The organism is Jiella endophytica, assembly GCF_004519335.1.
GTDB lineage: Bacteria > Pseudomonadota > Alphaproteobacteria > Rhizobiales > Rhizobiaceae > Jiella > Jiella endophytica.
On sequence record NZ_SOZD01000002.1, the window covers coordinates 428,923 to 443,833 of the forward strand.

Below are 14,911 nucleotides of genomic sequence, written 5' to 3' on the forward strand. Positions count from 1 at the left end.
CGCGGCCTGTCTTCGCGACCCCGGACAAGGAAGATATCCCCACCCCCGCGCATGACGACGATCCTCACGGGCCCAGCACGCCCGGAGTTTCGCCATGACGGCCACCGACGATCTTGCCCCGTTCCTCGACATCCTCGCCGCCCGCATCCGCCGGCAAATGGAGGCCCGGCGGGAGGACGACCGCGTCGCCGTCGAGCGGCTGGAACTGCAGGCGGCGCTCCGGCGATTCGGCGCGGCCGGACCGAGCGTTGCCGATGCCGCGCGGTGGGACGATCCGACCAGGCTCGCCGCCGCCGAGCGCCAGCGCCTGTCTGACCGCATCGACCGGGAGAACCGGCGCCAGAGGCGGTTTTCCCGCACCCGCGATCCGCGCTACGACATCAACCGCCACATCGTCGTGACGCGGCTGAAACGCTGGCTCGGTGGCAAGGCGGCCTGGGTCCGTCCGCCGGCGGAGGTCGGCGCTGCCGGGACGCGGGATCAGCGCAGAGGCCAACGCCGCGCGAGACGCCCGCAAACGGTGGAGAGGCGGCGGCCGAAAACCACTTCAGATGGAATTGCCGGCTCCGGATGAGCGCCCTCCTACCGACCAAAGTATGAGAGCACGCGGTATGCCGGCCGCGAAACAAGTCAAGCCGTTGACATCGGGCCCCGCCCTGTCTCTCATTCGCTGCAAATGGAAGGGCCCGGGAGGAAACGCGGCTCTCTCCGTTTCATTCGGGAGGAGTTTTCAGGAATGCGTATCGACAAGACGCTTCTGGCCGCGACCATCGTCGCCGGCCTGACCATGCCTGCTGCGGCGCAGGAGATCTCGGACGATGTCGTCAAGATCGGCATCCTCAACGACCAGTCCGGTGTCTACGCCGATTTCGGCGGCAAATGGTCGGTGGCGGCCGCCGAGATGGCGGTCGAGGATTTCGGCGGCACGGTGCTCGACAAGCCGATCGAGCTGATCAATGCCGACCATCAGAACAAGCCCGACATCGCCTCCAACATCGCCCGCGAGTGGTACGATACCCAGCAGGTCGACGCGATCATGGAACTGACCACCTCCTCGGTGGCCCTCGCCGTGCAGGGCCTGTCGAAGGAAAAGGGCAAGATCGACATCGTCACCGGTGCGGCGACGACGGAGCTGACCGGCAAGCAGTGCAGCCCCTATGGCTTCCACTGGGCCTACGACACCCATGCGCTGGCGGTCGGCACCGGCGGCGCGCTGGTCAAGGCCGGCGGCGACACCTGGTTCTTCCTCACCGCCGACTACGCCTTCGGCTATTCGCTGGAGGAGCAGACCGGCAATTTCGTCAAGGAGAATGGCGGCGAGGTGCTCGGCTCGGTGCGCCATCCGCTGGCCAGCAACGACTTCTCCTCCTTCCTCCTCCAGGCCCAGTCCTCCGGCGCCAAGGTGATCGGCCTTGCCAATGCCGGCCTCGACACCGCCAACGCTATCAAGCAGGCGGCCGAATTCGGCATCGTCCAGGGCGGCCAGAAGCTCGCGGCGCTGCTCTTCACCCTCGCCGAGGTCCACGGCCTCGGTGCCGAATCGGCGCAGGGGCTGAACCTCACCGAAGGCTGGTACTGGGACCAGAACGACGACAACCGGAAATTCGGCGAGCGCTTCATGGAGAAGACCGGCCGGATGCCGAACATGATCCAGGCCGGCACCTATTCGGCGGTGCTGAGCTATCTGAAGGCGGTGAAGGCGGCCGGCACGGACGAGACCAAGGCCGTCGCCGCCAAGCTGCACGAGCTGCCGGTCGAGGACGTCTTCGCCAAGAACGGCAAGGTCCAGGAAAACGGCCGCATGGTCTACGACATGTATCTCTTCCAGGTGAAGAAGCCGGACGAGATGAAGGGCGATTGGGACTATTACAACGAGGTCGCCACCGTCCCCGGCAGCGACGCCTTCCTCTCGGTCGAGAACTCCGGCTGCGACGTCTCTCAATACGCCAAGTGATGGCTTCATGAGGGCCGGCGACGCGCCCGTGAGAGCGCGTCGCCGGCGCTTCGGTCAGCCCTTCGCGGCGGCATCCGCCACGCCGGGGCTCTCGACGGAAATGACCGTCCGCGGAGTTGGGAAGGACATGAAGGTCCGATGAGCACGTCCGCCGATGCCATCTTGTCAGCAAGAGGCCTCACCAAGGAATTCTTCGGCTTCAAGGCCGTCAACAATGTCGATCTCGACGTGCGCGAGGGCACGATCCACGCGCTGATCGGCCCGAACGGCGCCGGCAAGACGACCGTCTTCAACCTCCTCACCAAATTCCTGACCCCCACCGAAGGCCGCATCGTCTTCCGCGGCAAGGACATCACCGGGGTCAAACCGGCCGACGTCGCGCGACTCGGCCTGGTGCGCTCGTTCCAGATTTCGGCAGTGTTTCCGCATCTGACGGTGCTCGACAACGTCCGCGTCGCGCTGCAGAGGAAGGCGCATCTCGGCACCCAGTTCTGGCGCTCGAACCGGCTGCTCGACCGGCTGAACGACGAAGCCCACGATCTGATCGAGGCAGTCGGCCTCGCCGCCTTCGCCGCCCATGACGCGGCGGAGCTGCCCTATGGGCGCAAGCGGGCGCTGGAGATCGCGACGACGCTCGCCCTCGACCCGCCGGTGCTCCTCTTCGACGAGCCGATGGCCGGCATGGGCGTCGAGGACATCGGCCGCATCTCCGATCTGATCCGTCGCATCGCCAAGGGCCGCACGGTGGTGATGGTCGAGCACAATCTCAACGTCGTCTCCGACCTCTGCGACCGGGTGACGGTGCTTGCCCGCGGCGAGATCCTTGCCGAGGGGGACTACGAGGAAGTCAGTTCCAACGCGCGGGTACGCGAGGCCTATATGGGGAGCGAGGATGGCTGAGGTGAACGGCGGAGAGCCGCTTCTCAAGGTCCGCGGTCTCGACGGCTGGTACGGCGAAAGCCACGTCCTCCACGGCGTCTCGCTCGACCTGATGGAAGGCGAGACGATCACCCTCGTCGGGCGCAACGGCGCCGGCAAGACCTCGACCCTGCGCGCCATCATGAACCTCCTGCCCCGGCGCGAGGGGGAGATCCACATCGACGGCCGCGACATGATGAAGGTGCCGGTGCATCGCACCGCCCATTCCGGCATCGGATATGTTCCGGAGGAGCGCGGCATCTTCGCCTCGCTGTCGGTCTCGGAAAACCTCATGCTGCCGCCGAAGGTCGCCGAGGGTGGCATGAGCGTCGAAGAGATCTTTGAACTCTTTCCCAACCTCGCCGAGCGCCGCAACTCGCCCGGCACCAAGCTCTCCGGCGGCGAGCAGCAGATGCTGGCGATCGCCCGCATTCTCAGGACGGGCGTCAGGATCATTCTTCTCGACGAGCCGACCGAGGGGCTCGCCCCGGTGATCATCCAGCGCATCGGCGACGTGCTCATCGAACTGAAGAAGAAGGGCATGACGCTGCTCCTCGTCGAACAGAACTTCCGCTTCGCCCGCAAGGTCGCCGACCGCTTCTACCTGATGGAGGACGGCCACATCCTCGAAAGCTTCCCGACCTCGCAGCTCGATGCCAAGATGGGCAGGCTGCATGAAGTCGTCGGCGTGTAAGGAGCCAGAGCGATGACGATGATCTTCGGCATTCCCCTCCCTGCGCTGCTCGGCCAGCTGCTGATCGGCTTCATCAACGGTTCGTTCTACGCGCTTCTGTCGTTGGGCCTTGCGGTGATCTTCGGCCTCCTCAGGGTGATCAATTTCGCCCATGGCGCGCAGTACATGCTCGGCGCCTTCGCCGCCTATCTGCTGCTCGTCCACACCGGCCTCGGCTTCTGGCCGGCGCTGATCGTCGCGCCGCTGGTGGTCGGCGCGATCTCGGCGATCATCGAGCGCACCATGCTGTCGCGGCTCTACGACCTTGACCATCTCTACGGCCTGCTCTTCACCTTCGGCCTGGCGCTGATCATCGAGGGCACCTTCCGCTGGTATTTCGGCGCCGCCGGCCAGCCCTATGCCGGGCCGGCGCTGCTCGCCGGGGGCACCAATCTCGGCTTCATGTTCCTGCCGAACTATCGCGGCTTCGTCGTCGTCGCCTCGATCGTCATCTGCCTGACGGTCTGGCTGTTGATCGAGAAGACCCGGCTCGGCGCCTATCTGAGAGCGGCGACGGAAAACCCGCAGCTCGTCCAGGCCTTCGGCGTCAACGTGCCGCTGCTCCTCACCCTCACCTACGCCCTCGGCGCGGGCCTCGCCGGGCTCGCCGGGGTGCTTGCCGCGCCGATCTACCAGGTCTCGCCGCTGATGGGCTCGAACCTCATCATCATCGTCTTCGCGGTGGTCGTCGTCGGCGGCATGGGCTCGATCGGCGGCGCCATCGTCACCGGCTACGTGCTCGGCATTCTCGAGGGCCTGACCAAGGTCTTCTATCCGGAAGCCTCCAACATCGTCGTCTTCGTCATCATGGCGGTCGTCCTGATGCTGCGGCCGGCCGGCCTGTTCGGCAAGGAGATCTGACCATGTCGAGCCTGACAGACACCGGGGCGGCGCAAGTCGAGAGCAGGGAGAGGCAAAAGGCTCATGCGAGGCAGAGAAGCCTCGCCCGGATCGGCCTGATCATCGCGGTGATCGCCGTCGCCGGGCTGATTGCCGCGCCGTTTTTCGTCTATCCCGTCTTCATCATGACGGTCTTGTGCTTCGCGCTGTTCGCCACCGCCTTCAACCTCCTCCTTGGCTATGCGGGCCTGCTCTCCTTCGGCCATGCGGCCTTCTTCGGCGGCGCGGCTTATTTCACCGCCCATGCCGTGAAGGTCTGGGGATGGGAGCCGCTCCTGGCGATTCTTCTCGGCGCAGTCGGCGCCGGACTGATGGGCCTCGTCGTCGGCTTCGTCGCGATCCGCCGCCAGGGCATCTATTTCGCCATGGTGACCCTCGCTTTGTCGCAGATGATCTATTTCATCTTCCTGCAGGCGCCCTTCACCCATGGCGAGGACGGCATCCAGGGCGTGCCGCGCGGCGATCTCCTCGGGCTAGTCGACCTCAACCGGCCGCTCAACATCTATTATTTCGTGCTTCTGATCTTCCTCGTCGGCTTCTATGCCGTCTGGCGGATCGTCCATTCCCCCTATGGTCACGTCCTGCAGGCGATCCGCGAGAACGAGAACCGGGCGATCTCGCTCGGCTACCGGGTGGAGCGCTACAAGCTCGGGGCCTTCGTGATGTCGGCGACGATCGCCGGCCTTGCCGGTTCCACCAAGGCGATCGTCCTGCAGATCGCCACCCTCACCGACGTCGCCTGGCAGATGTCCGGCGAGGTGGTGCTGATGACGCTGCTCGGCGGCATGGGGACGATCTTCGGCCCGGCGGTCGGAGCGGCACTGGTGGTGACGATGCAGAACTATTTCGCCACCTCGGACGTGCCTGTCACGGTCATCGTCGGGGTGATTTTCGTGCTCTGCGTGCTCCTGTTCCGCCGGGGCATCGTCGGCGAGGCGATCCGCTTTTTGAAGCGGTAGGGCGACGCGGGAGAATCAGCCGAGCGCGGCCGTCATCCAGAAGCTGTGGGAATAGGCGTAGAGGCCGGCAGCGCCGAGCGCGATGCCATAGGGCACGCCGCTGTCCTTCTCCATCAGCCGGTCGACGAAAGCGACGCGCGTTACCGGCAGCATCTGGCTGCGGGCGAAAAGCAGGCCGATGGTCAGGCCACCGCCGATCAGCGCGGCGACGAGGAGATACTCCGCCATCAGCATGGTCGGGCCGAGCCAGAGCCCGGTTGCGGCGATGAGCTTGGCATCGCCGCCGCCCATCCAGCCCGCCGCGAACATCGCGAAAGTGATGCAGAGGCAGACAAGGCCGACAAGGACGTGGCCGCCGAGCACCTGCCAGGGAAGGCCGACGAGCAGCGCCGCCGGGATAAAGGCCAGCGTCAGCACGATCATCGCCCGGTTCTCGATCCTCATTTCCAGAAGATCGGTCAGCGCGCTGTAGATCATCGCGAAAGGAAACACGGTGAGCAAAAGTGCTGTGGTGAGCATGGCGGATCCCTTCGGCAGCGGCGCCTGACTGGCGGCAGTCGCGATCAGCCCAATCATCGGCGTAAATGGTGTGCCGATGGTTTAGATTTTTCTCGGAAATTGTCCGATTCGTCGCATCGATGGGCCCGTGCCGAGCGAATCGGTGCGCTCATCTCGGCACCGATGCCGTCGAATGATCGAGGAACCGCCGCGGCGGGCCTCAAACGTGATCGGGGCGGCCGGCATTCAGCCGACCGCCCGCAAATCTCTTCGTTGAGCGTTGCCGGGGCTCGGATGCCCGCGGCGCAGCCGGTCTTAGTTGACCTGCATCTTGTCGCCGATCGAGGTGAACGCCGAGAGGATCTTCGGCGAAAGAACCGCGAAAGCCGCGATCAGAGCAACGGCCATGATGCCGGCGATGAGGCCGTACTCGATGGCGGTGGCACCCGATTCGTTCTTGGCGAAACGCGCGATGAGCTTGGACATGAGGACTCCTTGACAATCTCGTGTAGCGCTCCCGTCGACTGTCCCGTCGATCGGATGTCGCCAAGCTATGCGGGTCCTGTTTCAAAGCACTTAAACTATGTGGTTGATTTTTACTTATTCCGGCCGGCCGCTCGCCGGACCGCGTTCTTCACCGTCCGGCAGCTTCCCGATCGGAGTTCGAAAGACACCGAAGAATGCCGCTGCGGAAATCGGAAAGTTCTGCTTATTAGTGGGGTTTATCACGAGTTTTCGGCAAAGCGCCCCGGAAGATTAACGCTTCGTTCAGCCTGATCAGCGAGAGTTACGGTCAAACCCGGCAGCAATCCCGAAATTGTGGATCTCCCCATGGCCCTCCGCTCGACCCTTGCCATATTTGCCGCCCTCTTCGTCGCGGCGATAGCGCAAGGCGGCGCCGAAGCGGCGATGATTTCGGTGCAACTCGACCAGGCCAAGGTCATCGAACTCGACAAGCCGGCCTCGACGGTGATCGTCGGCAATCCGGCGATCGTCGACGTCCAGGTCTTGTCATCGAACCGCCTTGTCCTCACCGGCAAGAGCAACGGCATCACCAACATGGTGATCCTCGACGAAGACGGTCATCCCTATGTCGATGAGCAGGTCTCCGTGCAGACATTCGAGGACCACACCGTGCGGGTCTACCGGCAGGCCAGCCGGGCGACCTATGCCTGCACGCCGAAATGCGTGCCGACGATCACCGTTGGTGACGACGCGGAAAACTTCGGCGTGACGGTCCAGCAGCAGACCCAGCGCCAGAGCTTCGTCGACGAGGCCGCCAGCAACCAGTAACACCGCCGGCGATCGGTCAGAGACAAATCTCCTGATCAGTCAGGCGTCTGTGGTGGCCTCGCATGGCAAAGCCGCAATCTTCTCCCGCGACGTAACGTTTTTCTAAGGCATCGCGACGATCATCCACCAACGCCGCACTCGTAGAAATGTGGAACGTGAAGATGGAATCAGCCGCCAGGGCACACAGGCCCGCCGCCGACCTCCGGCGGACCGGACGACTCCTCCCGTTTATCCGCAATCGCGACGGTGCGACGACTGTCGAACTCGCCCTCCTCGCCGTGCCGTTCTTCGTCTTGATGATGGTCCTGATCGAGACTTCGACGATCTTCTTCGCCGAACTCGTCATGGATCGGGCGGTCGCCAAGGTCGGCCGCGAAGTGCGGACCGGCCAGATCACCAGCGCCGGCCTCAGCAAGGAGGACTTCAAGAAGAAGCTCTGCGACGAGGTCGACTTCCTCTTCACCTGCGCCAAGCTGCAGGTCGACCTGAAGACCTACGCGTCCTTCGGCGTCGTGCCGACCAGCGTCCCGGTGAAGAACGGCGACATCGATTCCAGCGGCTTTTCCTACAGCACGCCCTCCGGCGAGGTAATCACCTCACTGAAGGCCTATTACAAATGGCCGCTCTACGTCGACGTGCTGCGCGAGATGGCGACGGGGATGAGCGACCACTCCTTCGTGGTCGTCGGCAGTGCGGCCTTCATGACGGAGCCCTACTGATGCGCGGCTGGAGCGACAGGATTCACCGCACGATCGAGGAGCTGTGTCGCGCTCCCATAAGACTGGCGCGCGACCGCCGCGGCGCGGCCGCGGTGGAATTTGCCCTCGTCGTGCCGTTCATGACGATCATCTACATGGCCGGTTCCGACACCGCCATCGCCGTCTCGATCAACCGCAAGATCCACAATGCGGCGGGCACCATCGGCGACCTCGTCGGCCAGGTCGAAGCGACCACGCCGAGCCAGCTCGACGGGCTGTTCGACGTCACCTCGTCGTTGATGCAGCCTTATGACGCATCGGGCATCTTCCTGCGTGTCACCCAGGTGAAGATCGACGCCAACGGCAAGGCTACGGTCAACTGGACCCGCTCGCGCAACACGATGGTCGGCACGACGGCGCTCCATGCCGGCGACAAATACACCCTGCCGAGCCAGTTCTCGGCGGAGAAAAGCGCCTCCATCATCGTCGCCGAGGCCTATTATTCATACGAGGCGCTCGGCGGTTTCGGCCTGATCGGCCCGATCGTCATGGGCGAGACCAGCTACCACACGCCGCGACTTGGCAGCGAAGTCGTCTGCAACGGCTGCTGATCGGCGCGACGAGCGGACATCGGACTGTCATTTTCCGCCGTCGATCCCACTTGCTTGTGAAGGCGGAGCCCGCTTCAAGGCGGGGCTTCGACGGGCCAGGCGGCGGGAGGTGGACATGGCGCGGGCGGTCATCATGGTGCTCGATTCCTTCGGCATCGGCGCCGCACCGGATGCCGAGGATTTCGGCGACGACGGTGCCGACACCTTCGGCCATATCCTCGAAGCCTGCCGCTCGGGCCGCGCAGATCGCGCAGGCCTGCGGAACGGACCCTTGCACCTTCCCAATCTCGAGCGGCTCGGCCTTTTCGCCGCCGCCGGCCGCGGCGATTCCCCTGTCAGGCCGGACGGCGTCTGGGGCTCGGCCCGGGAAATCTCCCGCGGCAAGGACACGCCCTCTGGCCACTGGGAGATCGCCGGCGTGCCGGTCGCCTTCGACTGGGGCTATTTTCCCCACGAGGTGCCGACCTTTCCGCCCGAACTCGTCCGGCAGATCGTCGATGATAGCGGCATCCCCGGCATTCTCGGCGACAGGCACGCCTCAGGCACCGAGATCATCCGCGACCTCGGCGAGGAGAGCCTCGCGACCGGCAAGCCGATCCTCTACACCTCCTCCGACAGCGTGCTGCAGATCGCCGCGCACGAAGCGCATTTCGGCCTCGACCGGCTCTACGAACTCTGCACCGTCGCCCGCCGCCACGTCGATCCGCTCAATATCGGCCGGGTGATCGCCCGGCCGTTCATCGGCGACAGCGCCGAGAGCTTCACCCGCACTGCCAATCGCCGCGACTATTCGGTGCCGCCGCCGCAGCCGACGCTGCTCGAACGCGCCGTCGAGGCCGGTCGGACTGTCCACGCCGTCGGCAAGACCGCCGACATCTTCGCCCATCGCGGCATCTCGCGGGTGCTGAAGGGCGACGGCAACATGGCGCTGTTCGACCGGATGCTCGAAGCCCTCTCAGAGGCTTCGAGCGGCGACCTCGTCTTCGTCAATTTCGTCGATTTCGACATGATCTACGGTCACCGCCGCGACGTTGCCGGCTATGCCGCCGCTCTCGAAGCCTTCGATGCGCGGCTGCCGGAACTGGAGGCCGCGATGCGCCCCGGCGACATCGCCATCGCGACAGCCGACCATGGCTGCGACCCGACCTTCAGGGGCTCCGACCACACCCGCGAGATCGTCCCCGTCCTCGGCTTCGGGCCGGATGTCGAGCCGAAGCCGATCGGCCGGCGCGAGACCTTCGCCGACATCGGCGCCAGTGTCGCCGCCCATCTCGGCATTGCCGCGGCTGGAGCCGGGCGGAGCTTCCTGTGAGGGGCGTGCCGCGACAAGGCACCCCACGGATGCCGCTTGCCGAACTCCACTGCCATATCGAGGGCGCGGCGCCGCCCGCCCTCGTCGCGCGGCTTGCGGGCAAACACGGCATCGACGTCTCCGGCATCATCCGGGACGGCGCCTATGTCTGGCACGATTTCACCAGTTTCATCGCCGCCTATGACCACGCCTCGACGGTGTTCAAAAGCGAGGAGGACTACGCCGATCTCGCCTTTGCCCATCTGACCGGCCTTGCCGCGGAGGGTGCGCTCTATGCGGAGTTCTTCATCTCGCCGGATCACGCGCAGGCCGGCGGCACCGAGCCCGAGATCTACGCCCGCGGCCTTGCCGCCGGGATCGCAAGGGCCAAACGGGAGAGCGGCATCGAGGCACGGATGATCGTCGTCGGGGTGCGCCATCTCGGGCCGGAGGCCGTCGAAGCCGCCGCCCGCTTTGCCACAGGTCCCGGCCGGCCGCTGATCACCGGCTTCAACCTTGCCGGCGACGAGCGCATCCATCACCCGAAGGACTTCGCCAGGGCCTTCGACATCGCCCGCGATGCCGGCCTCGGCCTCACCGCCCATGCCGGGGAACTCTGCGGGCCGGAAAGCGTCCGCGCTGCCATCGAGTGGCTGAAGCCGAGCCGAATCGGCCACGGCGTCAGGTCCATCGAGGATCCGGCGCTGGTTGCCGAGATCGTCGAAAACGACATCGTCCTCGAGGTCTGCCCGGGGTCGAACCTTGCCCTCGACGTCTATCCGGACATCGCCTCCCATCCCCTGAAGAAGCTGGTCGAGGCCGGCGTCAAGGCGACGCTCGGCGCCGACGACCCGCCGTTCTTCCACACCGATCTTGCCCGCGAATACCGCCTCGCCGCCGAAAACGGCCTCGGCGATGGCGAGCGGATCGCCCTCACCCGCAACGCGCTGGAAGCCGCCTTCGTCGAGGAGGACGTCCGTTACGCGCTCCTCAACCGTTTCCAGATCGCCGCTCTGTCCCTTGGCGCGCCGGCGACATCGGACTAGACCGGAAGCAACGCTCGCGGCAGAGGTCGCGGCAAGATCGGCCAACAAGAAGAGAGGGCACCATGGAGGGCGTCACCGTCATCGATCATCCGCTGGTCCAGCACAAGCTGACGATCATGCGCGACAAGGAAACCTCGACGGCGAGCTTTCGCCGGCTCCTGCGGGAGATCTCGACGCTGCTCTGCTACGAGGTGACGCGCAATCTCGATCTGACCACGGTTGAGATCGAGACGCCGATGGCGACCATCGATGCGCCGACCCTCGAAGGCAAGAAACTGGTGTTCGCCTCGATCCTAAGGGCCGGCAATGGCCTGCTCGAAGGCATGCTCGATCTCGTGCCGGCGGCCCGCGTCGCCCATATCGGCATCTACCGGGACCACGAGACGCTGCAGCCGGTCGAGTATTATTTCAAGGCGCCGGAGAACCTCGCCGACCGCCTCGTCATCGTCGTCGATCCGATGCTGGCGACGGCGAACTCCGCCATCGCGGCGATCGAGAAGCTGAAGGAGCGCGGCGCCCGCAACATCCGCTTCCTCTGCCTCCTCGCCGCGCCGGAGGGGATCGAGCGGTTCCGTGCCGGCCATCCGGACGTCCCGGTCTTCACCGCCTCGATCGACAGCCATCTCAACGAGAAGGGCTATATCGTCCCTGGCCTCGGCGATGCCGGCGACCGGATGTACGGCACCAAATAGGACGCCGCCGCATGGCTTGGCTCCAGCGCGCCGCGTCCCAGCCCGAGGGCCCCGTCAGCGGTGGCGGTGCGGACATCGGGACCGGTTGCCGGGCGTCAACGAAAGACAAGCGTCGGCCGTGGGCAAATCGCTGGCGCCGCTTCGGACGCACGGCGCTCTACGAGACCGACTTCAGCCGCGGCCCCGGCGCCTTGGCCGGCCCGGGCATCGGCCATGCCTCCGGCACGACCGTCAGCTCGGCCATCTCGCCGGCCGGCCGCCGCGGCGTCGCGACGCCGCCCCAGCCGTTCTTTTCGATGAACAGTGCGGTCTGCAGCGCGCTCATCGGCCGGGCGAAGAGATAGCCCTGGCCGAAGTCGCAGCCGGCAGCGCCGACGAGGGACAGGAGTTCCTCGGTCTCGATCCCTTCTGCGACCACCGTCGCCGAGATCTCTTTGGCAAGCGCGCAGATGGCGCGGACGATGGCGGCGCTCTTGCCCTCTTCGTTCATCGTCGACACGAAGGACTTGTCGATCTTGATCTTGTCGAAGCGATATTGCTGCAGATAGCCCATCGACGCGTAGCCGGTACCGAAGTCGTCGAGGGCGATGCCGACACCGAGGCGGCGCAGATCGTCGAGGATCTTGCCGGCATTGGCGTTCTTGATCAGCGCCGTCTCGGTGATTTCGAGGATCAGCCGGCTCGCCGGAACGCCGTTGCGCTTGAGCGTCTCGCGGACCATCCTGACGAAGGATTTCTCCGAGAGCTGCAGCGCCGAGACATTCACCGAAACCGTCAGCTGGGCCGGCCAGTTGGCGGCGATCGACAAAGCCCGGTCGAGGACGAAACGGCCGATCTCGATGATCGCGCCGCTCTCCTCGGCAAGCGGGATGAAGAGGTCTGGCGGGATCCGGCCGAGTTCGGGATGCTGCCAGCGCAGGAGTGCCTCGAAGCTGTGCGCCCGCAATTCGCCGACGTCGACGATCGGCTGGAATGCCAGGTCGAACTCGTTGCGCTGGCTCGCATGAAGAATGTCGCGCTGCAGCCGGCGGCGGAATTCGAGATCGCGGCGGAAATCCTCGCTCGCGGTGACGATGCAGGCGCCGCCGGCCTTCTTGGCGGCATACATCGCTGAATCGGCATCGATGAGCAGGGCCTCGAGCTGCCGCTCGCCGTTGCTTGCCGCAATGCCGACGCTCAATGTCGGTCGCCGGTCGTCGGCAAGGCCGAGATCCTGCTGGCCGAACCGCCGCGTCACGAGGGCCGCTGCTTCGCTCGCCCGTTCCAGCGCCCCGCGGCCGGTGAACATCAGGGCGAACTCGTCGCCGCCGATTCTTGCCACCTTGTCGCGCCGTCCGACGGCCCCTCGGAAGATCGCCCCAAGCCCGATCAAAAGGCGGTCGCCGGACTGGTGGCCGCAACTGTCGTTGATCTCCTTGAAGAGATCGACATCGACGATCGCGACGGCGATCTCGTTCGCGCCGACGGCGCGCTGCGGCCATTGCCGGAAGGAGGCGCGGTTCGGCAGTCCGGTCAAGGGATCGGTCAGCGCCCGGCGGCGGAAATGCAGCTTCTGCTGGATCAGGACGACGACGAGCAGGAGACCGATGCCGCAGAGCAGCCGCAGATGCAGGCCGAGATCGGCGAGCGAATCCGACAGCCGCTGGCGCCAGCCCGCGACGATGTCGCCCTGGACGGCATTGGCGACGGTCGCAAGCCGGGAGATGGACCTTGCGACCTCGTCGAGACGGGCGACGGCGTGCCCCGCCGATGCCGGGTCGGCAATTGTCGGCAGCATCGCCTCGATCTCATCACAGGCCTGGCTGAGATCGTCCCGCGCGGCGACCGCGTCGCGGAACGGCCGCCCGGTGATCGTCACCGGCAGCGTGTCGAGCCGCGTGCGCAGGATGTCGAAATCGGTGGCGATCTGAGCCTGCGTCGCCCGCCCGGCAGCATATCCTTCGATGGACCGGGCGAGCCGCTCCGTCTCGAGCTGCGCCCGTGCATAGTCGAAGGTCGCGTTGTAGGAGGACGCGTCGAGCAGGCCGCGATGATAGTTGTCGGTCTGGACCGAGGTCTCCATGGCGAGAAACGCCAGCGCGGCCGTCGCCGCCAGAAGCGCGGCGACGAACCAGCGGGCACCCCGTGACTGGCCGCTTCCGCTTGACGTCATTGCAGGTCGATCTCGATAAGCTGCCAGACCGCGCGGCTGTAGAACTGCTGGGAATGCAGCCGCCGGTCCGAATCGAAGGGGAACATCATGAAGACCGGTCCCTTGCGCGCCGTCGGGAGGAAATCGCCGTCCTCCTTGATGGCCAGGATCGCTCCGCCATCGACGAGGAGCGCGACGTCGGCGAGGACCAGATAGTCGTTCAATGCGAGCAGCCGAAGCTGCGTGGCGTTTGCGCCGACATGGGCGAGGAAGTCCGCAAGCAGCGGTCCCTCATAGGAGGTCGGACCGTCGTTCCAGGGGGTCTTGGTCTCGAAGGCCGTCTGCGGCATCGCCGCAAGGTCCATCCGGCTGAAGCTCGCGAGCGGCGCCCCACCCCGCATGACCTTCAGAACCGGCAGCGCCGGATCGTCGAGATCCACCGCGGCATGGCCGACATTCGCCGAAAGAAACGTCAGCGCGCAGCCGCTGATGAAAGTCCGCCGTGAGATCGCCATAGCCTTCGAAGCCTCCTGCCGTTCGTGCCGCACCGGCGCTCAGGATTAACTGCGAAGGATTGACAATCCATTCCGCACATCACTTTCGGGAAAGACTATATCTCGTCGTCGTTAATCATTTTCTTTCCGACCTAAAGTGCTTTTCATCGGTTTTTCTAAGATCTCCTGACAGATCATCGAAGTCAGTCTTGCAGATAGTCAGTGATCGCATGGCAAGGTTCGGCTCGCGACGGGTCGGACCGCAGCCACCCGATCCCCCGCGCCGGACGATTTCCGCCAGCCGCCGGGCGCAAATCGCTCTGGCGGTTTCACTCTCCCGGCATCGGTCGGAAAGACCTGCCATTCAACCTGAGGAGAGACCCGTCATGATCCGCAACGCCATCATCGCCGCCGCCACCGTCGTCACCGCCGCCGCCGCCCTCGCCGCTCCGGCCAGCGCCAACGGTTACAGGTCCTACGACAGCTACGACTACGACACCGTCCGCTACGAAAAGGTCTGCCACATCGAGAAGCGCAAGGTCTTCGCCGGCTACGACGAGTGCGGCAACAAGCTGTGGGTCTGGAAGCGCGTCCGCTCCTGCCACTGAGCCGCCGTCCCGGGCCGATCCGGCCCGAACACGCCCGAACCCTCCCCCGCTGTCCGGCCGCCAACGCCCCTGGCTCCCCCTCCGG

At 65.5% G+C, this 14,911-nt stretch carries 17 protein-coding genes; 13 read left to right on the plus strand and 4 right to left on the minus strand.

Annotated features, from left to right (window positions below; translation table 11 throughout):
- Window positions 1–94: 94 nt before the first annotated feature.
- From E3C22_RS07070 to E3C22_RS07095, 6 genes are all read left to right on the plus strand, one after another.
- Entirely contained in the window at window positions 95–574 is a 480-nt protein-coding gene (locus E3C22_RS07070; RefSeq protein ID WP_134761306.1) for a hypothetical protein, read from the plus strand.
- 162 nt (window positions 575–736) lie between these two features.
- Window positions 737–1,954, plus strand: coding sequence for an ABC transporter substrate-binding protein (locus E3C22_RS07075; RefSeq protein WP_134761307.1), 1,218 nt, complete (start codon window positions 737–739; stop codon window positions 1,952–1,954).
- A 138-nt stretch (window positions 1,955–2,092) separates the two neighbouring features.
- Window positions 2,093–2,854 carry an ABC transporter ATP-binding protein gene (locus tag E3C22_RS07080; RefSeq protein WP_134761308.1) on the plus strand — a complete coding sequence of 254 codons (762 nt, stop codon included), beginning with the start codon at window positions 2,093–2,095 and terminating at the stop codon, window positions 2,852–2,854.
- On the plus strand, window positions 2,847–3,566 hold the full coding sequence (locus tag E3C22_RS07085) for an ABC transporter ATP-binding protein (protein WP_134761309.1): 720 nt from the start codon (window positions 2,847–2,849) through the stop codon (window positions 3,564–3,566). Before E3C22_RS07080 ends, E3C22_RS07085 begins: the two co-directional genes overlap by 8 nt.
- Window positions 3,567–3,578: 12 nt before the next feature.
- The gene (locus E3C22_RS07090; RefSeq protein WP_134761310.1) at window positions 3,579–4,466 is read left to right on the plus strand and encodes a branched-chain amino acid ABC transporter permease; all 888 of its coding nucleotides are present in this window, start codon (window positions 3,579–3,581) and stop codon (window positions 4,464–4,466) included.
- A gap of 2 nt (window positions 4,467–4,468) precedes the next feature.
- Window positions 4,469–5,464 (plus strand): branched-chain amino acid ABC transporter permease, encoded by a 996-nt coding sequence (locus E3C22_RS07095; RefSeq protein ID WP_134761311.1) that lies wholly within the window; start codon window positions 4,469–4,471, stop codon window positions 5,462–5,464.
- 15 nt (window positions 5,465–5,479) lie between these two features.
- On the opposite strand, the gene E3C22_RS07100 is transcribed toward E3C22_RS07095, so the two are convergent.
- Window positions 5,480–5,983 carry an A24 family peptidase gene (locus tag E3C22_RS07100; RefSeq protein WP_134761312.1) on the minus strand — a complete coding sequence of 168 codons (504 nt, stop codon included), beginning with the start codon at window positions 5,981–5,983 and terminating at the stop codon, window positions 5,480–5,482.
- A 294-nt stretch (window positions 5,984–6,277) separates the two neighbouring features.
- Window positions 6,278–6,448 (minus strand): Flp family type IVb pilin, encoded by a 171-nt coding sequence (locus tag E3C22_RS07105; protein WP_134761313.1) that lies wholly within the window; start codon window positions 6,446–6,448, stop codon window positions 6,278–6,280.
- A 345-nt stretch (window positions 6,449–6,793) separates the two neighbouring features.
- On the opposite strand from E3C22_RS07105, the gene E3C22_RS07110 reads away from it, so the two are divergent.
- The 6 genes from E3C22_RS07110 to upp all read left to right on the plus strand — a co-directional run bounded on the left by E3C22_RS07110 (window position 6,794) and on the right by upp (window position 11,593).
- Window positions 6,794–7,255, plus strand: a complete 462-nt coding sequence (locus E3C22_RS07110) for a pilus assembly protein N-terminal domain-containing protein (RefSeq protein ID WP_134761314.1) — start codon at window positions 6,794–6,796, stop codon at window positions 7,253–7,255.
- A gap of 161 nt (window positions 7,256–7,416) precedes the next feature.
- The gene (locus E3C22_RS07115; RefSeq protein ID WP_167591678.1) at window positions 7,417–7,974 is read left to right on the plus strand and encodes a TadE/TadG family type IV pilus assembly protein; all 558 of its coding nucleotides are present in this window, start codon (window positions 7,417–7,419) and stop codon (window positions 7,972–7,974) included.
- The gene (locus E3C22_RS07120; RefSeq protein WP_167591679.1) at window positions 7,974–8,564 is read left to right on the plus strand and encodes a TadE/TadG family type IV pilus assembly protein; all 591 of its coding nucleotides are present in this window, start codon (window positions 7,974–7,976) and stop codon (window positions 8,562–8,564) included. Before E3C22_RS07115 ends, E3C22_RS07120 begins: the two co-directional genes overlap by 1 nt.
- Window positions 8,565–8,679: 115 nt before the next feature.
- Window positions 8,680–9,876 (plus strand): phosphopentomutase, encoded by a 1,197-nt coding sequence (locus E3C22_RS07125; RefSeq protein ID WP_134761317.1) that lies wholly within the window; start codon window positions 8,680–8,682, stop codon window positions 9,874–9,876.
- A gap of 29 nt (window positions 9,877–9,905) precedes the next feature.
- Window positions 9,906–10,901, plus strand: a complete 996-nt coding sequence (locus tag E3C22_RS07130; RefSeq protein ID WP_134761318.1) for an adenosine deaminase — start codon at window positions 9,906–9,908, stop codon at window positions 10,899–10,901.
- 62 nt (window positions 10,902–10,963) lie between these two features.
- Window positions 10,964–11,593, plus strand: a complete 630-nt coding sequence (gene upp / locus E3C22_RS07135) for a uracil phosphoribosyltransferase (protein ID WP_134761319.1) — start codon at window positions 10,964–10,966, stop codon at window positions 11,591–11,593.
- A 157-nt stretch (window positions 11,594–11,750) separates the two neighbouring features.
- On the opposite strand, the gene E3C22_RS07140 is transcribed toward upp, so the two are convergent.
- Window positions 11,751–13,745 carry a putative bifunctional diguanylate cyclase/phosphodiesterase gene (locus E3C22_RS07140; protein ID WP_134761320.1) on the minus strand — a complete coding sequence of 665 codons (1,995 nt, stop codon included), beginning with the start codon at window positions 13,743–13,745 and terminating at the stop codon, window positions 11,751–11,753.
- Window positions 13,742–14,239 (minus strand): putative pterin-binding protein, encoded by a 498-nt coding sequence (locus tag E3C22_RS07145; RefSeq protein ID WP_134761321.1) that lies wholly within the window; start codon window positions 14,237–14,239, stop codon window positions 13,742–13,744. The genes E3C22_RS07140 and E3C22_RS07145 overlap by 4 nt, the downstream gene beginning before the upstream one ends.
- A 365-nt stretch (window positions 14,240–14,604) precedes the next feature.
- On the opposite strand from E3C22_RS07145, the gene E3C22_RS24880 reads away from it, so the two are divergent.
- Window positions 14,605–14,826, plus strand: a complete 222-nt coding sequence (locus E3C22_RS24880; protein ID WP_134761322.1) for a hypothetical protein — start codon at window positions 14,605–14,607, stop codon at window positions 14,824–14,826.
- The last annotated feature ends 85 nt before the right edge of the window (window positions 14,827–14,911 follow it).